We start from the raw sequence: 22,761 nt of genomic DNA on the forward strand, positions 1-22,761 counted from the left end.
GTGAATTTTAAAACTCTATTGTGTATAGTTATTGACCATAACTCCAGTTTATAGGTTAATGATGCCCCGTGCTTTGCACAAATATTAACCATCCATATAGTTAAAGTCTAAAACCAAAGAATGTATTAGATTCGCCATTGGATATAGTTAGCTGTACACTGTTACTAGATTTATAGTATGGTTATACCATTTTTTGTTAGGGTTATTTTTAAGGGATGGATTATTGCTTGAATTTTGAACAGATATGGCACACCTGATTGGTGATTGTTTTTTATAAATCATATGCATTACCGCTATCAACCTGTATTTTTTAAGTATGGTTATACCATGTTAATGTGGTAATTTTGAAAGCGTTACTGTATCAGTATACTCATGTGTGTTTTTAGCGGTAGTCTAAAAGCATAATGTTAGATTTAGTAGGTTTAACCATTAGAAGAATAAATGGACAACGCAGCGATTTTTTTCAGTTCTCCAGTTGTAAAATCTACTGTAGTAGGGGAGTTCTAATACTGACCCATCACATTAGTGCTTTCTAATGCTAATCCGATAGAGTGTAACTCTATGTGGATCGTCGTTTTGAAAAGGAAAATGAACTTGGCACAAATTAATAAGAAAGATGATTAAGTTTTACGCCGAGTTTAACTGGCACTTTCGTCCGGCCGATATTGATAATCTTGCAGCAGCGATTTTCTACTTCGCACCATGATTAAGTAATCTCTAATATTAAATGTTTCAAAATTAATATCATCATGACACTTAATAGAAATTATTACCGTTATCAGCTAAAATCCATTTTAGTATGGTTATACCATTTTTAGTGAATGATACTGTAAAATAAAAAAATATTAAATTTTAGGTACTTATATTCCATTATTAACTGTTTCTAAGTTAATATATGGTTATACCATATTAAAATGAGTTAGAAGATGTCCACAAGTTCTCCTAAGAAAAGTAACGATAAAAGCCTACAGACTGAAGGCTGTGTTGATACTTACCATTTATGGGTCTTTCATAATGAAAAGCCAAAAGCAGGCAGAAGACTTAAACTTCTCGAAGCTGACGAAATAGTTTTTGCACTCCCTCTAATCTACAGGTTGATTTCTTTGGCTGATTTTAATGTTAGGGCTGAGTGGTTTGTTGATTTAGAGTTAGAAGAACGTAATTCACACTACATCAAATTAAGTGAAAGCTTATCCGCTTTAAACCAACAACGCAAAGGTGTTGCTGATTTAACTAAAGCATTGGCCGAAAGTAATAGACTTCTAAACCGCTATTTTAGTGACTATGGTTGGCGTATGGTTCGAAAGGAACTATCTCAAATAAAAAAACGTAAAAAGAAATCTCATATAGAGATCAGCAATGATTTGGTTATGCAATTAAAAGAGTATATGGCAGCGAATCAAATTGATACTTTTGACCAGGCTATTGATAGTTTACTCAGTGATCAGAGAACGTTAGTGCAGTTAGAATTAAAAGAGGCTGAATAATCAGAGCGGGTTTAAAATAATTACATTAGTTTGCAAGCCTGTGATTCCCCTTTGTCATTAAAGAAGTGTCTATTTATAAAATCCTTTAATTTACTGAAAAGAGAGAATACAAATAGTTAATGATGGTTAGAATTGTTGTCGAAATTCTTACTTTCTTTCAGCTTGTCATTTGGTTGAAGACATGAACGCCTAGTGATGATAGGCTATGAATAATACTAAAAATTATGTCAATTGATACTTAACTAGCAGAGCTAATTTTTACAGCTTTGCAAGTGCCCGACTTGTTATTTTATGACTAAAGCTATTTCGCTTTATATGGTTTGGAGACCACCCAGCAAGAAACCTTTCAAAGTCAGCCCATGCAAAATCTATAAGACTGCTCCATTCTGCAATAATAGTTTCTGCGTCAACTTTAGGCTGATTTTTAGCTAATGCTTGCGAAAACTGGCGGAAATAATAATTCACTAAGGATGTGAAATTATGCGATAGCGATTCTTCGTCCAAGCAGCTTCCAAGAAGATAGATGACATCCTTAACACCACAGCTATAGCCAACATACTGAAAATCTACTGCAGCTACATCACTAAAGTTAGTGGTATAGCAAAAGTTAGCAACTTTAGCATCGCCATGAATAAGTGTTTTATATTTACAGTTATTCAATATGTTATCTATAAATAATGCACTATATTTCAATTTATTTGGCTCCATAGCTAACCACTCATCGTAACGAGTAGCTAAGAACCAATAGCTACCGATTGGCCAAAGACCACAAGGTTTTACTTGGTCATTAAGGCTTACGAATTTTGCATGAAAATTCGCTAACCAACGCAGGGTCAATCTTGTTTGTTCAAGTGTTAATGCATCCGCTCGCATTGAGTATCCCAAGGCATCTAAATCTTCCATCAGAATTAAATGGCTCTGGACACCCGCGTTTTCAAAAGATATATCACCGATAAAATTAGCGACCTTACAGCGTGAATCACACAATTTTGCCCAGACTTTATAAAATTCAGTCTCTACTTTATAAGAATTTAATTTTCTTTGATGAGAAGTGCTGTTTGCCCAACCTTTAGGGTGATTGATAATAGTAGGAGGAGAGATCTGCTTAACGATAAAAGAATTGTAATTCGACGAGCCTGTTTTGCTAGATGTTACAAATTCATAACGGGCGATTTCACCGTAGCCAGACCAAAGAGATTGTACTCGGTTGACCTTGTTAAAGTCTGTCCTATTGAGTACAGCCGCGATTGCTTGCTCGACCATCATTAGCAATAGTTCCTTTTATAGATGCAAACTTGAAGAAATTTTCGTCATTAAGCTATTAAATAAATTAAACAATATTATAAAGCATCTTAGTAGGATCCCTTATACTTAAGTGACAACACTTTGTATCAGTCTTGTATTCTTTGTTATTTGTAACAGAAATACTGAATAGATTAGGCACATGGTCCTGCTTGTTGCGCTTAGATTGCGGCATTAAAGTCTAAGTGATTGAAAGAGATTTAAAAAATTTGTACCATTTGAAACAAATGGATTACGACTTAACTAAGCCACTTTCTTTAACAACAATAAACGGCTGAGTTACATGTAAGTAACATGAAAACCTCCTATAAATTTCAATCAAATCACTGAAAGTCGAAAGGTGTCACCCAATAGCGACTAATAAACTAGTGCTTGAGCCTTTGAAAATGCATGCTCGAACCATCGTAAACTTGTCGCAATGTTAGACCGGATTCTATGTATTAACTTAGTACATTTGCTCAAAATCAGTGAAGTGTTCCAGGTGGTATAGCAAGATAACAAGGTCATTTGTTGGCGAGTTATAACTCTATTGATAGAACTCATAATGAAGAAGTTTAAATGGGTTGATTTGTGTTTAATCATAAATGTATAACAAACTCCTGTTTATACTTATATTTAATCTAACTTTCAGTTTGTTGCTATCAAATAATCAGCAAGCCAATTAGTGCTGAGCTAGAATGATAAATGCAAGCAATAACGAGAATTAAGGGAGACAAATACTTGGCAAAACATCTTGTTATTACCGGAGCAAATCGTGGCATAGGGCTAAGTTTTGTCGAACATTATTTAAAACAAGGCTGGCAAGTATCGGCGTGTTGTCGACAGCCGGATATTGCTCCAGAACTCAGTTTATTAAAAGACGAATTTGGACGACTTAACGTTTACGAGCTAGATGTTAGCAAACCTGAAGGTATCGAATTACTGCTTAAAAGGCTACCAAACCAACCAATTGATCTTTTGATTAACAATGCCGGACATTATGGGCCTAAAGGGCTTAGTTTTGGTTCAATAGATTTAGAAGAGTGGCGCTCGGTACTTGAGGTCAACACGCTAGCACCGCTAATGATCACCCAAGCTTTATTCAGCAGATTAAAACGCAGCCATGAATGTGTATTAGCTTTTATTTCATCGAAAGTGGGAAGCATGGCAGACAACAGTAGCGGTGGGGGTTATTACTATCGTTCTTCTAAAGCAGCTTTAAATTCTGTCGTTAAAAGTTTAGCCATTGATTTACATGCTGATGGAATTAAATGTGTAGCACTACACCCTGGCTGGGTACGAACAGAAATGGGCGGGCCAAACGCATTGATAGCTCCGGCTGCTTCAGTACAAGGTATGGCTATGGTAATAGGTGAATTAAGTGACGCGCAAAGCGGGGAGTTTTTAGATTATCAAGGTAATAGTATCCCTTGGTGATTAAAAGTTGTCAGTTTTCTTATAGAAAAATGAGTGTTTTTAATACAAATTTACATGGCTAGTTTTTACTTATAGAAGCTACCCTTGATTTACTGATTTTGATACCCTGTATATTTAATGTTTTTCGCAGTGACATCAGACGTTTATACGTCTATAAAATCGCGATGAATGTCTCAATTTTCAAGATTTTTATAAAAATCTTATCCGTATGTAGAAAATAACTAAAAATTAGTTTGCATCTGCTGAAAAAAGGAGTACTTTCGCGCTCCTTAATTTAACTTAACTGGAAGAATTGTAATGAGCGACAATAAGTTTATTATCGGAAGTGAAGAGTGGTGTGCTTTTCCATCTCTTGGTGTCCCAGCAATTAAAGCTAGAGTTGACTCTGGCGCCAGAACATCATCAATCCATGCTGTCAATATCCGCCCTTTTAAAAGAGAAGGCGAGCCGTGGGTTTCATTCGAGCTTCATCCGATACAAAACAGTCGCAAGATCATCCTTCGCTGCGAAAGTAAGGTAATTGATCGCCGCAATGTTAAGAGTTCTAATGGCGAGTCAGAGAAGCGTTATGTCATCGCATCTGTGATCCAACTAGGTGGTCATGCTTGGGAAGTAGAGTTAACTCTAACTAACCGCGATAGCATGGGGTATCGTATGCTTCTTGGTCGTGAAGCCATGAGCAACAAAACCTTAGTAGACCCTTCTGAATCATTCTGTTTAGGTGTGCAAGAAGATTCTGAAGTAGAACAGCTATACGGCGTAAAGTCAGCTAAAAAGAGCGGCCTTAAGATTGGATTACTAGCAAGTAACCCAGACCTTTACAGTAACCAGCGTCTTATTGAAGCCGGCGAGCAACGCGGTCATGAAATGGTATTCTTGAATATCAAGCAGTGCTACCTGAAGTTAGATGCTTCACAGCCTGAAGTTCATTACCGTGGTGGACGTGTTTTAAATGATGTGGATGCGGTTATTCCACGTATTAGACCAAGCATGACGTTCTACGGTTGTGCGTTAACACGTCACTTTGAAAGTTTGAATATCATGGCGTTGAATACCTCTGATGCCATTACGCGTTCAAGAGATAAATTGTTCTCATTGCAACTACTGCAAAAGAACAACCTTGATATTCCAACAAGTGGTTTTGCAAACTCACCAGTTGATACTAAAGATCTTATCGATATGGTTGGCGGCGCTCCACTAATCGTTAAGCTTCTTGAGGGGACTCAAGGTAAAGGGGTTGTTCTAGCAGAAACAACGAAAGCAGCAGAAAGTGTAATTAATGCATTTAAATCTTTGCGCGTTAACTTACTAGTGCAAGAGTTCATTAAAGAAGCCCAAGGTAAGGATTTACGTTGTTTTGTTATTGACGGCAAGGTTGTTGCGTCAATCGAACGTACAGCGGCTCCTGGTGAGTTTAGAGCAAATATCCATATGGGTGGTAGTGCTTCTATTGTTTCAGTTACTGCTGCTGAAAGACAGTTGGCTATTAAAGCCGCTAAAACAATGGGGCTACGTGTCGCTGGTGTTGATATTATTCGTTCTAGCCGTGGTCCATTATTATTGGAGATCAACTCTTCTCCTGGACTAGAAGGTATCGAATCTGCAACCGGTATCGATATCGCTGGTGCAATGATCGAATCTATTGAAAAGACATTAGGCTGGAAAGCTGAGTAAGTCGTCTTTAATCAATGTGAAAGCGTAATGCCAGAGGCATTGCGCTTTTTTTAACCGTATTTACGTAACATCTCGTTTGCTATTACTTCTCACCGTTAATAAATATATTTATCCAACTTTCGAATTAGCTTTAAAAACGCTATACCGCCTTTAAACCTCAAAGAATGGGTCAAAATCTTCCTAGGCAAACACTCGTTATCAACTACTTCCGAATACAAATCTTTGTCAGTAATTTTAGACTATTTTTTTACTCAAAAGCCTGTTTGTGCTACTTTTAGACATTAGTTTTTTGCTATGGAGTAAGGTGTGAAATCCACGGTAGATAAAATGTTAGTAAAACACGACAAACTCGTTCATTCCGAAGATGTTAAAGTTTGCTCTCATACACAAAGAATTAAGGAAGACTGGGTCATTCATACAGTCATGATCGACAACTGCGATACACCTTTCACCTTTAGACGTACCAAAAAATACAAAAGTTTATCCGGTGCTCGGGTCAACATTACCTATTATCCAGATAAACAGGGTATAGCTGGTTTTGAAATGGATATATTTAAGGTCGTTAGAATTAAGCGAAGTTAACCATTCTAAAATTAGCCTAAAATGCTTACCATCAATTGTAAGCGCTGAATAATAGCGAGCAACTGTTAGCATTAGTACAGTGTTAAATTGTTAATCTTTACCTCCTTAAGTTAATTGGCATCAGTCGGATTTAAAGGGGGAATTCATGCAAGTAACTAGGCAGCAACACCTACAAGATAAGGGCATCGCATCGCAAGTAATATCTAGCGATGTGGTTTCTATTCTTAGCGAGAATGTTCAAGCTTCTATAAAGTTGACCAACAGAGTTTTACTTAGCCGTTATCTAAATCCAGACCAAATATCTTCCCTAGCATTACTCAGTCACAAATCAGAGTCGCTAGAACTGCATCGCTCAGTACTATCTACTCAAATGAATAAAGCACAGCGAGTGATCTTACTGAGTTATATTACCCAAAATTTAGAGACCTTAGATGAAGCGATAGCCATGCAATAAACTTTCAGCTTAAAGGATTAAGCCGGTGTAATGTTGGTTAGATATACAATCCATATCATTCAAAAGCATGGACTATCCTATTTTCAACAGTGTTCATTGGCTCTAATGAGTTTCTACATCGTTATACGAATAAACAAGGGGGGTTGCATTTGTGGTTAGATTTATAGCGGATAAAAGGTGTGCTGTGCAGTTTGGTAAACCAAGTAGCGGTATGACGTTTATGTTATTCGATGTAGATAGATTTAACAGTATTAATGATACGTTTGGTCATCATATTGGCGATCAAACAATTATAGAAATAGTTAGAAGAATCGAGGTAGCTTTACCAAACAAAGCTGTTTTGATCGAGTCGGTGTCGTAGAGTTTTGCCTTTTTGAAACTGTATTTCAATGGTAAAGATACCTACTGATATAGGAAACAGCGACGTTTCAGTGAGCCTAAGGGCTTTATATACTAAAGATCTAAGCGCTTGTGCTGAAAGTTAATGAATCATGCAGTTATTTTGATGGATAAAACGAAGAAAAGCGGGCGTAATTGTGCTGAATATGAATCACTAGCCTAAAATAGTTCCATTGTTATAAGTAACTTTAGGAGACAAAAAAGCCCAGCAATTGCTGGGCTTTTGCTTGAGTGCTAATACATTACTTTGCGTTCATTAGTGCAACAGCATTATCTAGCATGCGGTTACTGAAGCCCCACTCGTTATCGTACCAAGCCATAACCTTAACTAAACGACCATTAACACGTGTTTGTGTAGCGTCGAAGTTAGAAGAGAATGCATTGTGGTTAAAGTCGATAGATACCAATGGTTCGTGGTTTACAGCTAGTACTTCGCTCAATGGCGCAACTGATGCTGCTTTTTCGATAATGGCATTGATCTCTTCAACTGTGGTGTCGCGAGCCGCAACAAAAGACAAGTCGACTAAAGAAACGTTAACTGTAGGTACACGCACTGCAAGACCGTCAAATTTACCAGCCAGTTCAGGAACTACAAGGCCAACTGCAGCTGCAGCGCCTGTTTGAGTAGGGATCATAGACATCGCAGCTGCACGCGCGCGACGTAGATCAGTGTGGTACACATCAGATAAACGCTGATCGTTGGTATAAGCGTGAATAGTCGTCATAAGACCAGATTCAATACCAATTTCATCATTTAGCGGCTTAGCAAATGGTGCTAAACAGTTAGTAGTACATGATGCATTTGAAATCACTGTCATATCGCTAGTGATAAGTTCATTGTTAACACCGTAAACGATGGTGGCATCAACATTTTTACCTGGTGCAGAAATAATAACTTTCTTAGCGCCTGCATCTAGGTGTGACTGAACAGATTCTTTAGATGTGAAGATACCAGTACATTCGAATACGATATCTACTTCTAGCTCTTTCCAAGGTAACTTTGAAGGATCACGTTCTTGGAAAGTTAGGATCTTATCTTCGTTAACAAAAATAGCGTCATCAGCATGTTCAACTTTTGCATTGAAACGGCCGTGAACAGAGTCATACTTAGTTAAATGAGCATTGATTGAAGCGTCACCTAAATCATTAAGTGCAACAATCTTAATAGGATAGTTCTTTTCGCTTTCGTAAAGAGCACGTAGAACATTGCGGCCGATACGGCCATAGCCGTTAATTGCAACTCGGATAGTCATCTCATATCCCTCAGGTAAATGTATAAATAGAATCTGGTAGTAAAATTACCAAACTGACAGGCGTCGTCAAGTTATATCGCTGATAAAAGCGCTTTCACGGCCATAATTTAAGTAATTTTTTTACACGTATCGCGATTTTAAGCATTTATTATCAAAATGTACAAAAAACTTTACAGGTTGGCAAATTTATTGCCGAGCAAAAAATACTGGCTTACGTTAATCAGGTAAAGCATGCTTAATAGGTTTTTTGTTCCAGCAACATTTTTAGCTTACTTTGCTGATAATTTCCAGATTTTAACTGTAGAGCAAGCTCGGTTGCGTCCTGGTCTAGTTTTATCTGTAAATCCTTATTGCCATTGATTAAAGCTAACATTTGCTTTTCAGAGTATTTTGCTTGGGTCAGTATTATATTGGTTTTAGATAGTAAGTAGTTAATCTGTTGATTGTTCTCATTTCGATAGAGCGTCGCTAAGGCTAATAACCAGTCAGGCTGAAAGTTATCACTATTACTTAGAGACAACACTTCTGCATATAGTCTTTTCGATTTCGCTGGTTGAATTCGCAAGTAGTAAGTTGCCAATTCAGCTTTTAAATCAATATCGACTATTTCACCAGCTTTTTCTGCTGCGAATAATGCAGCTTCTGCTTGTTTGTCGTTAAACCTAGACCAGTGATAGAAGGCGAGGTGAGGATCAAGGCTACCTTTAGTTGTTTGTTGTAGCTCAGCCAATGTTTGCGAACTCAAGCCAAAGGCCCTTGCTCTATCATTGGTTCTTTCTGGATGTAATATATGTTGCACCCCCGCAGCCAACTCAACACATTTATTGTACTGTTCTAAGTGTACTAACTGGTCAAATATTAGCTTGCCTGTAGGCTCGAGGGTATTTTTTAACTTGAAACGATTTCGAATTAAGTCGCCTTTTTCAAATCTACACCAACTATCTTTATGCAAATCGGCACAAAGTTCAGGATTTTTGTTACAAATCGTCTGAGTATTTGACGGGTCTTCACAGCCTAAAAGGCCCAAAAAAGCGGGAATTACTAAAAATGATGTAATCATTACAAAATTTCTATTCAAAACAGGCTCCGAGCTTGATTTTTTCTAATAAAATTACATCGTTATCGAAAATTTCTGACTAGCTTGAAAGCTAACTTTTCATTACAATGTCGCTGACCAAACGGGGAAAGACACCCTACATAACGTTAGATTATTGGTCTTTTCTTTTTGTTACTCAAACGTTTCTGAATATAAATCAGAAAAGTGAGATAAAGGATCTGTTAATGAGCGCTGATAAACACCTACAAAGTTGGCAAGAACGTTTCGAAATGGCTGAGGCTATGCAGCCTCTACTTGGTAAGTTATATCGTAACCAAGGTGTAGAAGTCGTCGTCTATGGCAAACCTCTGCTAAATGCTTCTACAATCGAAATCATTAAATCGCATCGTTTAGTGCGTCGCCATGTTGGTGAAAAACTAAGACTACGTGAAAGTTTCCCATTTATCGAGGCTTTAAGTAAGCTTGCGGTAAAACAGTGCAAAGTAGATATCGGTAAGCTAGCAGTTAATTACTGGCGTGAATATCCAGATGCAAGCCAGATCGAAGCTTATATGAGCCGTGAACTTGCAGATGCAATTACCCAAGAAGATACTGAAGAAGCAAGAGACGTTGTTCTTTATGGTTTCGGCCGTATCGGACGTTTACTTGCACGTCTGCTAATTGAAAGAACTGGTGTAAGCAATAAGCTGCGACTTCGTGCTATCGTTTTACGCGGTGGTCGTAAAGGGGATTTAGAAAAGCGCGCAAGCTTATTGCGTCGTGATTCTGTGCATGGACCTTTCAACGGTTCAGTAGAGGTCGATGAAGAAAATAATGCAATCATCGCCAACGGCACCTATATCCAAGTTATTTATGCAAATTCTCCAGATGAAGTTGATTACACTAAATTTGGAATTTCAAATGCATTAGTAGTTGATAACACGGGTATTTGGAAAGACGAAGCAGGCCTTGGATTGCACCTTAAGTCTCCTGGTGCTAGTAAAGTACTTTTAACTGCTCCAGCTAAAGGCGCGATTAAAAACGTAGTATACGGTGTTAACGAATCAGACATTCTTGATGAAGATAAAATTGTATCTGCAGCAAGCTGTACTACAAACGCTATTACTCCGATCCTTAAAGCAGTAAACGATAAGTACGGTATCGTTAATGGCCATGTAGAGACAATTCACTCCTACACCAATGACCAAAACCTTATCGATAACTACCACAGTGCAGATCGTCGCGGTCGTAGTGCGCCATTAAACATGGTAATTACGGAAACGGGTGCAGCGAAAGCAGTATCGAAAGCATTACCTGTACTTGAAGGTAAATTAACAGGTAACGCAATTCGTGTTCCGACTCCGAACGTTTCAATGGCAATTATTAGCCTCAACCTAAACGGTGAGACTAATAAGCATGACATGAACGAATACCTAAAAGATATGGCGTTACAGTCAGATCTACAAAACCAAATTGATTACACTGACTCGACTGAAATCGTTTCAAGTGACTTAGTTGGTTCTCGTTATGCAGGTGTACTTGATTCACAAGCAACAATTGCAGAAGGTAACCGTACAATCCTTTATGTATGGTACGACAACGAGTTTGGTTATAGCTGCCAGGTAGTAGGTGTTATGCAAAAAATGCTTAACCTTAACTATCAATCATTACCAGTAGGTTAAATTAGTCGTATATTGACCTTAAGCGGTATTTGCTCAAGAAGCCTCTTTATCTAAAGAGGCTTTTTTTATGATGCAGAAAACTCATGGCTGAACATCTTAAATTCTTGCAAATAAGGGGGCACAACTGCCTATCCTTGTTATTGGAATCCAATTAAGAGAGCAGGTAGTTGTTAAGGTTTACTTTTGCTGATATCAGCCGTGACAATGATGTCTAGTTAGGGTGAAACCTTTTGGGAAATAGCGTCGTTCTTCAAGGTTAAGCGATAAGCAAAAAATACGTTCAAGTAATATGTACTTGATGAACTCTTAATCTGCGTAAAGTATTTTCTCTACGTAAATAGAAACAAGCACTTGTCTCCTGTCACAGTTCTGACTCTATTAACGGATAGAATTCTCACAGTTAACGATATTGATTGCTTTACTAAGGATAGTTAACCAAGATCTTACGATTAAATTTAGACACAAAATATCCCAATAAACAGATAATTTAGGGATGAAAACCCTCAAAAAGCTTAAAACCCGCTAGGGTTGATGAATTTAGCATCAAACAGTCATAAATTCGTTTTATCACGATTGACTCTCTCATCTAAATCGGTAGAATGCCATTCCGTAGTCAAGGGGAAGCGAACGAAGCGACAACTTGAATGCAGTTTAAATTGAAATGCGACATTAGCTCAGTTGGTAGAGCGATACCTTGCCAAGGTATAGGTCATCGGTTCGAACCCGATATGTCGCTCCAATTTACATTATGTGGCGCGATGGCAGAATGGCTATGCTGCGGATTGCAAATCCGTCGATCTCGGTTCGACTCCGGGTCGCGCCTCCACAAATAAGAATTTGGTGAGTTTCCAGAAAACGGAGACAGTATTAGTACCGATAATACGTATCATCAAAATCAAAGAGTTTGCCCGTGTGGTGGAATCGGTAGACACAAGGGATTTAAAATCCCTCGCTGAATAAGCGTGCCAGTTCAAGTCTGGCCACGGGTACCATCATCAAAGCCTCCGCATCAAGCGGGGGCTTTTTTGTTTCTGAGATAAAGTGGATGTTAAAAATCTCTCGCACTCTTCATTGAAATCAGGCGCGCCAGTTCAAGCCCGACCACGGGTACCACTATTAAAGCCTCTGCATTACACCTTAATATGAGCGAGCAGGTTGGTAATAAGCTTATTCAATATACAACCCATTACCGAAAGGCACTAGCTGTTACCTGAATAGGAAAAATCAGTCATCGCCTTTATTACTGCCGTCATTAATTAACCCAAAACTACGAAAACCAGATCGCAAGTAAACGGGGTCGACTCAAAGCTATAAAATAACCACTAATTGAATATATTTTACCATTTTAGAATGCGTTTTAAGCAATTGAATAAAATAAACAAATAACCGGTTGACTCAATTTTATAATCAAGTAAAGTACGCCTCGTTCCTAGCAACATGGGAATCAAGAGGGCGCGATGGCAGAATGGCTATGCTGCGGATTGCAAATCCGTCGATCTCGGTTCGACTCCGGGTCGCGCCTCCATAACTTCTAAGTCAGTTTACTGATAGAAGTATAAAGAATAAGAGTTTGGTGAGCTCACTTAATCGCATTTAGATAAGAGTGAGCAGTATTGGTACCGACATTACGTATCATCAAAATCAAAGAGTTTGCCCGTGTGGTGGAATCGGTAGACACAAGGGATTTAAAATCCCTCGCTGAATAAGCGTGCCAGTTCAAGTCTGGCCACGGGTACCATCATTAAAGCCTCCGCATCAAGCGGGGGCTTTTTTGTTTCTGATGCAAACTTACTGAGCAATCCATTTGTTGTGAAAGCTTTTGTGTCTTTGCCGCTGACGATAAAAGCACAAGGGATTCGTTTTTTATAACAGACGCCTCGCCAATAAAGGGGGCCTGTTCAAGCCCGGCCACGGGTACCATCATTAAAGCCTCCGCATTAAGCGGGGGCTTTTTTGTAACTGAGATAGAATTGATTTTAAATAAAACTCGCACTCTTCATTGAAAACAGGCTTACCAGTTCAAGTAAGCCCACGGATACGATCTTCACCATGAAGAGTGACTAAACTGTCTTTTTACTGACAGAAAGAAGTAAGGGCCCTTACCACAGCACTTCAATACTAGTGGCTGGCACCCATCACAACTAAGCCTCTATAGACCAGAATCTAAGCTTGTAAGAGGGGAAATGAAAAAGATTAATCGAAATAAAGTTCATTCAACATGACGATGATGATCATGATCCTGGTGGTTACCTGTTATTAATTAATCACCAATAGCACATATTTCGTCTTGATAGAATATGTTTTAAGCAGTTGAATAAAATAAACAAATAAGCGGTTGACTCATTTTCATAATCGAGTAAAGTATTCCTCGTTCCCAGCAACAATGGGAAACAAAAGGGCGCGATGGCAGAATGGCTATGCTGCGGATTGCAAATCCGTCGATCTCGGTTCGACTCCGGGTCGCGCCTCCATAACTTCTAAGTCAGTTTACTGGTAGAAGTATAAAGAATAAGAGTTTGGTGAGTTCACTTAATCGCATTTAGATAAGAGTGAGCAGTATTGGTACCGACATTACGTATCATCAAAATCAAAGAGTTTGCCCGTGTGGTGGAATCGGTAGACACAAGGGATTTAAAATCCCTCGCTGAATAAGCGTGCCAGTTCAAGTCTGGCCACGGGTACCATCATTAAAGCCTCCGCATCAAGCGGGGGCTTTTTTGTTTCTGATGCAAACTTACTGAGTAATCCATTTGTTGTGAAAGCTTTTGTGTCTTTGCCGCTGACGATAAAAGCACAAGGGATTCGTTTTTTATAACAGACGCCTCGCCAATAAAGGGGGGCCAGTTCAAGTCTGGCCACGGGTACCATCATTAAAGCCTCCGCATTAAGCGGGGGCTTTTTTGTAACTGAGATAAAGTGGATTTTTAAAATCCCTCGCACTCTTCATTGAAATCAGGGGCGCCTGTTCAAGCCCAACCACGGGTACCATCATTAAAGCCTCCGCATCAAGCGGAGGCTTTTTGTATCTGAGATAGAATGGATATTAAAAATCGCTCGCACTCTTCATCGAAAACAGGTGTGCTAGCTCAAGTCTGTCGACGGTTACCATCATCAAAGCCTCTGTATTAACGTATAACGTTTTTTAGCTACATTTTAGAATTACAGGCACTAAGCCTATCTGGTTTGCGGTAGCTTTTTAAATTGAACGTTTTTTAATCTCTTTAGTCTTACTTCTACGACTCAATAAAAACGATGAATAAAGACGGAGTTAGTTGTAGAACATTGCTCATGCTTTCATATATTGTTTAATGGAGGAACGATGAATATTATCTCTAAGCTTCTGTACCTATTTGCTTTTACATTAATTCTTTACCCATTGTGGGGCATGTTAAGTCCATTAACTTTTTTAACTGAATTAATCGAAGATTATCCAAAAGCAATAGAGGCCGCACCTTTGCAAGTTAGAATCGTCGCGTTACTTATGCTTATTGAGAATGGCTTCTTGGCAAGCGCATTATTTACTATTAGTGGATTTATCGATAATCCCAATAGACTCTACAAAATAAAAACGGCAGGCTTACTTTTGCTACTTTATCCGTTTGTATTAACGGTAATTAACGCATTGAGTGGGGTGGTTTTACATAGCCATTTAACTGAGGCAGCATTAGTGATTGAACTATCAGCACAAACCTTGTTTTATAGCGTTATGGGTCTTGCTTTAATTGGCATATATCAAGCGCAGAAAAAAAAGGCTATATGAAGTTTAAATTTGGGAAAGCCCAATTTAACAGGGCTTTTGAAGATTTGATTATGGCAAAGTGAGTCTAAATACATTTAGCCGGTTTCGGTAAACCTGCGATTTTTGTCGCTTGCTTTGCGGGTCCGACTGGGAATAGGGTGTAGAGGTATTTAGAGTTACCTTTATCTGCTCCTAACTTTAAACCAATAGCTTTAACTAACACTCTAATAGCTGGACTGGTTTTAAACTCTAAATAAAAGTCTCGGACAAAGTTGACCACTTCCCAGTGCGCCTCAGTGAGAGTGATGTCTTCTTCTGCGGCAATAATTGGAGCAAGCTCAGGAGTCCAGTCATTAACAGACTTTAGGTAGCCTTGGTGATCCGTTTCGATTTGTGTTCCGTTGAATTCAATCATTTTACCAACTAATAACTTTATTAAATTTAAGACTGAGAGAGACAAACTCATCGTAATTGATTTGTTTTGTGTCTTTTAAAAGGCTTGTAAGTCCACGAGCAATGACATCTTCTTGCAATGCTGCCACATTATACTCTTTTAACTGTGTGGCCCAAGCTTGCTTTAGCAAGCAGTTAACCGAATTACCTGTCAGCAAAATAGAATCCGATTGCGTTGCATAACGTAAGCAGGTCTTTAATGCAGAACTTTGCTCAGGTGAGCTTTGTATTAGGTGTAAAATCATTAGAAAACGATAACCTCATCCACTGCATTTAAATGGCTAGCAATCTCTTCTGGTGCGCTTAAGGTTACGCCAATCCGCAGTTCTTGTTCTGACAGTCCCAACTCTTGGATAGATTCGCTACACACCAAGACTGTATCTATGTCATACAAAGGTAATGCGCCTAATGTCGCAATATAGTCTTTAGCTCCAATAGATTCAGGGTCTTGGTCTTTTAGCAGAGTTAACACTGCCTCATTAGTAAATAACAAGCTAACTTCTTGCTCAAAACTTGCGCTGAGCAAAGACAAATCAAGGCCTTCTCGGCCATGTGCAGTACCATGAGGTGGCTGCTTGAAAACAATACACAATTTTTTCATAAACGCTTTTGGCCTTGCAAAAAGATTAACTCAAAAGTTAAAAGCAGACTAATCTATCAGCCGATTCTATGCCGATCACTAACTCACCTAGACCGCCCATAATAAACGGCGCCTGCATATTCCAGTGGCCGTGGCCACTCTCTTTTGCATCAGACTCGGACATAACGCCACGACGTAGTGCAGCGGAAACACAATTAACTAAGACTGTACCGTATTGGTTATGCAATTCAATCCAAGCTTGCATTAGGTCGAATTCATCGCTGGCTGGACTATTGAGGTAATTGGTATTCAACACACCATCTTGATAGAAAAAAATCTTATCAATACTGTGGCCACTCTCTAATGCGGATTTGGCGAAACGGTAGGCACTGTAACTTGCTGCGTTACCGTATGCGGCAGAGTTAACCTGGATTATAAATTTGCTCATGGTAAAAAAAATGGCCCTGTAATAGGACCATTTTAACTCAATTAAATTTAATTGGTATTAGTCATCGCCGCCAATGCCCATTAAATGCAGTAGGGCAACGAAAAGGTTTAAGAAATCTAAGTATAAAGAGATGGTTGCGCGAATATAGTTAGTTTCGCCGCCATTAACGATTTTGCTTGTATCGTAAAGAATAAAGCCCGTCATTAACAGTGCGATACCCGCATTGAGTGCCATAAACACCATGCCGTTACCTAAGAATAAGTTAACCAGTAGGCCTACAACCATAATCACAAGACCAGCGATTAGGAAACCACGCATGAAAGAGAAATCTTTCTTAGTCGTTACTGCATAGCCAGAAAGTGCAACAAAGATAACAGACGTTAAGCCTAACGCTTGCATAATTAGCTGTGGACCGTTTGCCATACCAGCATAGTGGTTAAGGATGTAACCAAGCGATGCGCCTTGCATACCTGTAAAAGCGAATACCCAGAAGATCCCAGCACTAGAATCAGCTTTTTTAAGGGTTACAAACAATAACACTAAGCTACCAAGAGATAGACCAAGAGACATCATAGGGCTGATGGCTAGAGCCATTGCCAAACCCGCACACACTGCAGAGAATGCAAGTGTCATAGAGAGCAGCATATACGTATTTTTCAGCAGTTTATTTACCTCAACGGTAGTACTGCTATACGCGGTTTGTTGTGTCATATCTTTCATTTCTTTCTCCGAAGACAAATATTCAAGCTATATAATTTGAGCACAAGATTAACAAGGAGTTCCTTAAATTAGATAAAAGGGAGTAAACCTTGCGTTAAGTTATTGAATCATACAGCAGCTAAACCAAGGTATAAAGCGCTTAACCGCCAAAATTAGCTAAGTTAAGCGTAGTTAATCTAACCAGTCTTTATGAAGTTTCTCGCTATCGCCCAAATAATCAAGTACCCAAGCCATGGCAGGGGACTTATTGGTAGCGTTCCAGGCTAAACAGCACGGACTGGTTTTATTGGGCCTTTCAAGCTGCTTTTCAATTAATGCACCGGTTTTAATAAAGGGAAACGCAAAGTGGGCAGGCATATAGCCCACACCTAAACCTTCTCGAAAGCAGTTAATGGCGCGGATCCAGTCAGGCACAACTAATCTACGTTGATTTTCTAACAACCAGGTCATGCGTTTAGGGATCTCTCGAGAGGTATCTTCTAAACAAATAGAGGGGTATTGTCTTAACTCATCGTCAGTGAGTGGACGGTCGATATCAGCAAGAGGGTGATTTTTACCGACGAGAAAACACCATTCAATTTCGCCCATGTCTCTAAAGTGATAATCACCACCAACGGGAATAGCCGTTGTTGCACCAATCGCAATGTCACTGCGCCCAGTCGCAATTGATTCCCACACGCCATTAAACACTTCAATGCGAATAATTAGCTCAACATTGTCAAAGGTTCGATAAAAATCGGCGATTAAATTACTTATTTTGTCTGCGCGTACGATGTTATCGAGCGCAATTGATAGAGTGGGTTGCCACCCATTGGCAACACGTATGGTGTCTGCACGCATTGCGTCAATATCAGTGAGTAATGAGCGTGACTGTTTAACGAAGTGCTCTCCGGCTGCAGTTAAGCTAACGCTTCTGTGGTGGCGAACAAAAAGCACCACGCCCAGTTCTTCTTCTATTTGTTTAACTGCATAACTTACAGCTGAAGGGACTTTATGTAATTTATTGGCTGCGGCTGTAAAACTGCCCACCCGAGCAACCATATCGATAAGTTGAAGAGACTGTTCTGAAAGCATGGTTCACATCCTGCTGTGATTTTTTTTGATAGCTAATGTGAAAAATAAACGTTTCACAGCACATTAGCAAGTGTTTACACTGCGCGACTTTAATAAATCAAGATCAGAATTTCGAATTATGAACTCACTAACAAGTGTAAAATACTACATTTTTCTAGCATATCTAGCAGTATTGAGCATGTTGGGCTTTATTGCCACTGACATGTACTTGCCTGCATTCAAAGCAATTGAAGACACAATGGTAACATCACCATCACAAGTCGCAATGTCTTTGACATTCTTTTTAGCTGGCTTAGCGCTAGGGCAGTTATTATATGGTCCTTTAGTTGAGCGTTTTGGTAAACGTAATTCGCTGATCTTAGGCTTAGTATTGTTTGCTGCAGCCAGTTTCTCAATAGCCGTTAGTGATTCGATGTTAGTGTTCAACATTTCACGTTTTATACAAGCATTAGGTGCATGTTCTGCCGGCGTTATTTGGCAAGCTATCGTTATTGAAAAATATGATGCTGCAAAAGCTCAGGGTGTTTTTTCTAATATTATGCCGCTAGTGGCGTTATCTCCGGCACTTGCTCCAATCCTTGGCGCATTTATTTTACAGTCGTTAGGATGGCAGAGCATTTTCATTACTTTAACCGGTATGGCTGCAGTCATGATTTTACTAACGGTTTGGTTTGTGCCGGCTGAAACTAAAGCTATTAGTCATGATAAGAAAGAGATTAACTACTTATCTATTCTTAAAAATACTAAATACCTAGGTAACGTAGTTATCTTTGGCGCGTGTTCTGGTGCGTTTTTCTCATACCTAACACTTTGGCCAGTCGTGATGGAGCAACATGGTTTTGATGCGACTGCAATTGGACTGAGTTTTATTCCGCAAACTATTACCTTTATTTTAGGTGGTTACGCGAGTAAAACCCTTATTCGTAAAATTGGTTCAGAGAAAACCCTAAAGCTTTTACTATCAGTATTTGGCACATGTGCAATGTCTATTGCTGTTGTGACTATTTTACTTCAGGGTCTGTCTATTTACCCGTTACTGGCTATATTTTCTGTTTTAGCAGCATGTAGCGGTGGTATTTATCCGATTGTTGTTAACGGTGCATTACAGGAATTTCCTGACAACGCGGCAAAAGCTGCTGGTCTACAGAACTTCCTTCAGATCAGCTTATCGTTTGGTGCTTCAAGTTTAGTTGCTATGTGGGCCACAAGTGGTGAAGTCGCGATTGGTTGGGGGATCATGATCTGTTCTTTCATCGTGTTTATCGGCTTTAAACTACGTAACTACAAGAACTGGAATGAAGTGAGTGAAGAGATTGTAATGCCAGATCCTGCACGTATCGCAATCAATCAGGACGAGAAATAATCAAGTAGGTCTTCTATAACAGTAAAGTGATAATATTTTTTAATTATCACTTTACAAGATTATAAGAGCGCTATATTATTCGCGGCGTTCGGAGAGATGGCAGAGTGGTCGAATGCACCGGTCTTGAAAACCGGCATGGGTTTATAGCCCATCTAGGGTTCAAATCCCTATCTCTCCGCCACATTTAAAAAATCCCGTTATCGCTAGATAGCGGGATTTTTGCTATCTAGAGTTTAGTGACTGAACCCGAGGGTTCCTATTAGTTAAAGTTAGCCATCTCTCCGGCAAATTTAGAATAAGCCCTTAGCAGAAATGTTAGGGGCTTTTTCGTATCTACATGCTAATCGGTTAATAACGTATCCATAAGCTCGTGGTTTATGCCTTATCTATGTAGGATTCAAATCTCTACCTTTCTTAATTTGAAAGTTAGCGAAAACGCTAAGGGTAGCTGTTGTTTACCTGACTTATCTTGGCGCGAAATAAACAATACGATTCTAAAAGTGCACTCAAATTACCTTTAGAAACCTTCAATTCAAGTCTATTATCAAATATTTCTATAAACTCATTCGTTAACCTAAGCGCTAGAAAGCTAAAACAAAAGCTATTATTGTCATTGCAAATCAATCGCCAATAACCAAGGTTTATAAGATGCAAAAGACAATACTCGTGACAGGCGCAACGGATGGCATTGGCTTAGAAACCGTAAAATTGCTGGCAGAGCAGGACTACAGTCTAATTATTCACGGCCGAAACCCGACTAAGCTTGAAGCTGTTGCAAAGATGGTTATCAAAACTATGAATGAGCTGATAATCATTCAATAGCCTCATAACTAAATACTCGCTAAAAAGGCCTGCATGTTTGCAGGCCTTTTTATTGCCACGACGAGTTATTCCAAACCCAACTCACCGGCAAAACAATTATCAATAATAAGCATAAAATGATTATCTATTAACGGACATTATCAATTTTATAGAAGTGGTTAGACTAACATTCTCAGTTTGCAGAAGTTGATTCATCAACAGAGCAATAGAGCAGACGCAGCGCCATAAGGTCGTAGCGTGTCTTAATTTACAAACGAGAGATTGAAAAATGAATTACCAAGGAAAAGTGTATCGCCCTTGGGCAGAGGCGAAAAGCATACTTATACAAATCACCCTAGGCTGCAGCGCTAATACCTGCACGTTTTGCAGTATGTTTGATGATAAGCGTTTTAAAGTTAGAGAGTTAGAAGATGTATTTAACGATATAGAACGATTAAGGCATTACTATTCACATGTAGACTCTATATTTCTGATTGATGGCAATGTAATGGCGGCACGAACTGATTACCTATTAAAGGTATTTGATAAACTGCGAAGCACCTTCCCTGAATGCAGTAAAGTTTCAATGTATAGCGGCTTAAATGACTTTAGACGTAAGTCGGTAGCCGAACTTAAAGAACTAAAAGATGCTGGATTAACCATGACATATTCGGGTCTAGAGTCAGGTGACCGTCAGGTACTTAATAAAATCAAAAAGAATATGAGCCCAGAGCAAGCCATAAAAGGCATGCAAATGGCTAAAGAAGCGGGAATACAAACCCTGCTATCTTTTATCTTTGGCTTAGGTGGTAAAGAGCGTTCTCATGAGCATATAGCTGCCACTACCGATCTGTTAAACCAAATGCAGCCTGATGAGATAGCCCCTATGGCATTAGCCATTCAACCAGGAACAGTGCTAGAACAAGAAGTTAAGCGTGGAGAGTTTATCATGCCGACTGAACTACAAATTTTGCAAGAAGAGCAATACTTACTCAATCATCTCGATTTTAATACTTTCTATTGGGGTGACCATGGCAATAATATTGTGTCACTAAAAGGCGCATTACCTGATTGCCAAGCAGGCTTCTTAGCTAAGGTAAACTCAGCCATTGATGTTAGATCGCAAGCAGAAGATAGAGTCATTCAGACTTTCTCTTGGTAATGCAATTGGCGACAAACAAGGTTAGCCATTGTTAATCTTAGATTAAAAGCCTTATAAATAAACCGTCCGCTACCAATAAAATGCGTTAAGCAGTTACCTGTTAGCGGACAATTAGAGCTAGCCTTAAGGTTTGCTCACTGGGCCGACCCAAAATGTCTATTTTGGTGTTTATTTTTATTTCTATTTCGATGTTTATTTCTATTTCGACGGCTTGGCAGCTTTTAACGCTGTTTCCCAATAAGCTGGCTGGCCATAGTATTGGTTAAAGAAGTCGATAAACGCTCTTACTTTAGGCGCGATTAAGCGAGAACTTGGGTAAATAGCCCAAATAGAGGCGTTTGAAGCAAACGGATAATCTGTCAATACTTCAACTAATTCACCGCTTACCAGTTGTTGGTACACACTCCAAATAGAGTTAACCGATAGACCCAAACCGTCTATGGTCGCATCACGCATTGCATCACCATTATCTGTTCTAAAACATCCTTTAGTCTTGATACTAAAAGGTCCTTTATCTGTTTCAAAACTCCAGGTATCTAAGTTCATTAAGTTAATACATTGATGATTGCTAAGTTCTTGTGGCGTAGCCGGGGCGCCGTGCTCTTTTATATAAGCTGGCGAGGCGCATACAACGCGTCTGTCAGATGCAAGTTTACGCGCAATTAACGATGAGTCTTTCAGTTCAGCAATGCGGATGGCGACATCAAAACCGCCATCAACTAAATCAATAATGGTATCTGAAAAGCGTAAATCTACTGTCAAATCTGGATATTGCTGCATAAAACTTTTCATCGCACCCACCATATGCAATCGGCCGAACGAAGCGGGGGCTGTGACTCTCAGTGTGCCACTTGGTGATGAAAAGCCGGCGCCAACAGCTGCTCTAGCTGCTTCAGCTGTTGCGAGCACTTCAAGTGCATGGGGCAGGAAGGATTCACCTTCTTCAGTTAATGACACTTTACGCGTGGTACGGTGCAAAAGGCGTACACCTAGACTTTCTTCTAACTTATTAATATGTACACTTGCAACCGCTGGCGAAAGCCCTAGCTCTTGCCCCGCAAGACTAATATTGTGGGTTGAGGCTAAACGTACAAACAATTTTAAGTGTTCTAGATTCATAGCACTTTATGTATTTC

The 22,761-nt window shown here is 39.3% G+C and carries 21 protein-coding genes, 8 tRNA genes and 1 pseudogene; 20 read left to right on the forward strand and 10 right to left on the reverse strand.

Translation table 11 applies throughout. The features are described 5' to 3' along the window. Positions 1-926: 926 nt before the first annotated feature. Positions 927-1,487: a hypothetical protein gene (locus tag L2747_RS00115; RefSeq protein ID WP_248997117.1), complete on the forward strand. Its 561-nt coding sequence runs from the start codon at positions 927-929 to the stop codon at positions 1,485-1,487. A 258-nt stretch (positions 1,488-1,745) separates the two neighbouring features. Here the strand turns inward: L2747_RS00115 and L2747_RS00120 are convergent, their stop codons facing one another. Continuing rightward, positions 1,746-2,753: a protein kinase family protein gene (locus tag L2747_RS00120; protein WP_248997118.1), complete on the reverse strand. Its 1,008-nt coding sequence runs from the start codon at positions 2,751-2,753 to the stop codon at positions 1,746-1,748. A 756-nt stretch (positions 2,754-3,509) separates the two neighbouring features. On the opposite strand from L2747_RS00120, the gene L2747_RS00125 reads away from it, so the two are divergent. The 6 genes and pseudogenes from L2747_RS00125 to L2747_RS21515 all read left to right on the forward strand — a co-directional run bounded on the left by L2747_RS00125 (position 3,510) and on the right by L2747_RS21515 (position 7,276). Beyond that, positions 3,510-4,205, forward strand: a complete 696-nt coding sequence (locus L2747_RS00125) for an SDR family oxidoreductase (protein WP_248997119.1) — start codon at positions 3,510-3,512, stop codon at positions 4,203-4,205. Between the two features lie 297 nt (positions 4,206-4,502). Then, positions 4,503-4,907: pseudogene (locus L2747_RS00130) on the forward strand (ATP-dependent zinc protease family protein); the annotation flags it as partial. A gap of 21 nt (positions 4,908-4,928) precedes the next feature. Then, a complete protein-coding gene (gene rimK, locus L2747_RS00135; RefSeq protein WP_248997491.1) occupies positions 4,929-5,879 on the forward strand; it encodes a 30S ribosomal protein S6--L-glutamate ligase in 951 nt (316 codons plus the stop codon). Positions 5,880-6,185: 306 nt separating this feature from the next. Next, positions 6,186-6,461, forward strand: coding sequence for a hypothetical protein (locus tag L2747_RS00140; RefSeq protein WP_248997120.1), 276 nt, complete (start codon positions 6,186-6,188; stop codon positions 6,459-6,461). Positions 6,462-6,606: 145 nt separating this feature from the next. Then, positions 6,607-6,915, forward strand: a complete 309-nt coding sequence (locus L2747_RS00145) for a hypothetical protein (protein ID WP_248997121.1) — start codon at positions 6,607-6,609, stop codon at positions 6,913-6,915. 211 nt (positions 6,916-7,126) lie between these two features. Further along, positions 7,127-7,276: a diguanylate cyclase domain-containing protein gene (locus L2747_RS21515; RefSeq protein WP_428848502.1), complete on the forward strand. Its 150-nt coding sequence runs from the start codon at positions 7,127-7,129 to the stop codon at positions 7,274-7,276. A gap of 280 nt (positions 7,277-7,556) precedes the next feature. Here L2747_RS21515 and gap read toward each other — a convergent pair whose 3' ends face one another. Both gap and L2747_RS00155 read right to left on the reverse strand, forming a co-directional pair. Further along, positions 7,557-8,567, reverse strand: coding sequence for a type I glyceraldehyde-3-phosphate dehydrogenase (gene gap / locus L2747_RS00150; protein WP_248997122.1), 1,011 nt, complete (start codon positions 8,565-8,567; stop codon positions 7,557-7,559). Positions 8,568-8,802: 235 nt separating this feature from the next. Next, positions 8,803-9,645 (reverse strand): DUF2989 domain-containing protein, encoded by an 843-nt coding sequence (locus tag L2747_RS00155; RefSeq protein ID WP_346347771.1) that lies wholly within the window; start codon positions 9,643-9,645, stop codon positions 8,803-8,805. 203 nt (positions 9,646-9,848) lie between these two features. Between L2747_RS00155 and L2747_RS00160 the strand changes: the two genes are divergently transcribed. The 9 genes from L2747_RS00160 to L2747_RS00200 all read left to right on the forward strand — a co-directional run bounded on the left by L2747_RS00160 (position 9,849) and on the right by L2747_RS00200 (position 15,045). Further along, complete coding sequence (locus L2747_RS00160) at positions 9,849-11,285, forward strand: glyceraldehyde-3-phosphate dehydrogenase (protein WP_248997123.1); 1,437 nt, start codon at positions 9,849-9,851, stop codon at positions 11,283-11,285. A 663-nt stretch (positions 11,286-11,948) separates the two neighbouring features. Next, positions 11,949-12,024 (forward strand) — tRNA-Gly (locus L2747_RS00165). Between the two features lie 13 nt (positions 12,025-12,037). Then, a tRNA-Cys gene (locus tag L2747_RS00170) sits at positions 12,038-12,111 on the forward strand. An 80-nt stretch (positions 12,112-12,191) separates the two neighbouring features. Continuing rightward, positions 12,192-12,277: transfer RNA gene (locus tag L2747_RS00175), tRNA-Leu, on the forward strand. Between the two features lie 459 nt (positions 12,278-12,736). Further along, positions 12,737-12,810, forward strand: a tRNA-Cys gene (locus tag L2747_RS00180). Positions 12,811-12,937: 127 nt separating this feature from the next. Next, a tRNA-Leu gene (locus L2747_RS00185) sits at positions 12,938-13,023 on the forward strand. 659 nt (positions 13,024-13,682) lie between these two features. After that, a tRNA-Cys gene (locus L2747_RS00190) sits at positions 13,683-13,756 on the forward strand. A 127-nt stretch (positions 13,757-13,883) separates the two neighbouring features. Then, positions 13,884-13,969: transfer RNA gene (locus L2747_RS00195), tRNA-Leu, on the forward strand. A gap of 635 nt (positions 13,970-14,604) precedes the next feature. Continuing rightward, on the forward strand, positions 14,605-15,045 hold the full coding sequence (locus L2747_RS00200; protein ID WP_248997124.1) for a hypothetical protein: 441 nt from the start codon (positions 14,605-14,607) through the stop codon (positions 15,043-15,045). A 64-nt stretch (positions 15,046-15,109) separates the two neighbouring features. On the opposite strand, the gene L2747_RS00205 is transcribed toward L2747_RS00200, so the two are convergent. The 6 genes from L2747_RS00205 to punR all read right to left on the reverse strand — a co-directional run bounded on the left by L2747_RS00205 (position 15,110) and on the right by punR (position 18,299). Continuing rightward, a complete protein-coding gene (locus tag L2747_RS00205) occupies positions 15,110-15,439 on the reverse strand; it encodes a TusE/DsrC/DsvC family sulfur relay protein (protein ID WP_248997125.1) in 330 nt (109 codons plus the stop codon). Between the two features lies 1 nt (position 15,440). Beyond that, positions 15,441-15,722 (reverse strand): sulfurtransferase complex subunit TusB, encoded by a 282-nt coding sequence (gene tusB, locus L2747_RS00210; RefSeq protein ID WP_248997126.1) that lies wholly within the window; start codon positions 15,720-15,722, stop codon positions 15,441-15,443. Further along, positions 15,722-16,078, reverse strand: a complete 357-nt coding sequence (tusC, locus tag L2747_RS00215; protein ID WP_248997127.1) for a sulfurtransferase complex subunit TusC — start codon at positions 16,076-16,078, stop codon at positions 15,722-15,724. The genes tusB and tusC overlap by 1 nt, the downstream gene beginning before the upstream one ends. 37 nt (positions 16,079-16,115) lie before the next feature. Further along, on the reverse strand, positions 16,116-16,505 hold the full coding sequence (gene tusD, locus L2747_RS00220; protein ID WP_248997128.1) for a sulfurtransferase complex subunit TusD: 390 nt from the start codon (positions 16,503-16,505) through the stop codon (positions 16,116-16,118). 57 nt (positions 16,506-16,562) lie between these two features. Continuing rightward, a complete protein-coding gene (locus L2747_RS00225) occupies positions 16,563-17,216 on the reverse strand; it encodes a Bax inhibitor-1/YccA family protein (protein WP_248997493.1) in 654 nt (217 codons plus the stop codon). A gap of 180 nt (positions 17,217-17,396) precedes the next feature. Next, complete coding sequence (punR, locus tag L2747_RS00230) at positions 17,397-18,299, reverse strand: DNA-binding transcriptional activator PunR (RefSeq protein WP_220760514.1); 903 nt, start codon at positions 18,297-18,299, stop codon at positions 17,397-17,399. Positions 18,300-18,417: 118 nt separating this feature from the next. Between punR and punC the strand changes: the two genes are divergently transcribed. The 4 genes from punC (at position 18,418) to L2747_RS00250 (ending at position 21,625) form a co-directional block, all read left to right on the forward strand. Further along, a complete protein-coding gene (punC, locus tag L2747_RS00235; RefSeq protein WP_248997129.1) occupies positions 18,418-19,662 on the forward strand; it encodes a purine nucleoside transporter PunC in 1,245 nt (414 codons plus the stop codon). Positions 19,663-19,752: 90 nt separating this feature from the next. Continuing rightward, positions 19,753-19,843 (forward strand) — tRNA-Ser (locus tag L2747_RS00240). Positions 19,844-20,310: 467 nt separating this feature from the next. Next, positions 20,311-20,484 carry an SDR family NAD(P)-dependent oxidoreductase gene (locus tag L2747_RS00245; protein WP_283107098.1) on the forward strand — a complete coding sequence of 58 codons (174 nt, stop codon included), beginning with the start codon at positions 20,311-20,313 and terminating at the stop codon, positions 20,482-20,484. A 268-nt stretch (positions 20,485-20,752) separates the two neighbouring features. Further along, a complete protein-coding gene (locus L2747_RS00250; RefSeq protein WP_248997130.1) occupies positions 20,753-21,625 on the forward strand; it encodes a B12-binding domain-containing radical SAM protein in 873 nt (290 codons plus the stop codon). 198 nt (positions 21,626-21,823) lie between these two features. On the opposite strand, the gene L2747_RS00255 is transcribed toward L2747_RS00250, so the two are convergent. Next, positions 21,824-22,744 (reverse strand): LysR family transcriptional regulator, encoded by a 921-nt coding sequence (locus L2747_RS00255; protein ID WP_248997131.1) that lies wholly within the window; start codon positions 22,742-22,744, stop codon positions 21,824-21,826. Positions 22,745-22,761 lie beyond the last annotated feature (17 nt).

The organism is Shewanella marinintestina (genome assembly GCF_023283845.1).
GTDB classification, from domain to species: domain Bacteria; phylum Pseudomonadota; class Gammaproteobacteria; order Enterobacterales; family Shewanellaceae; genus Shewanella; species Shewanella marinintestina.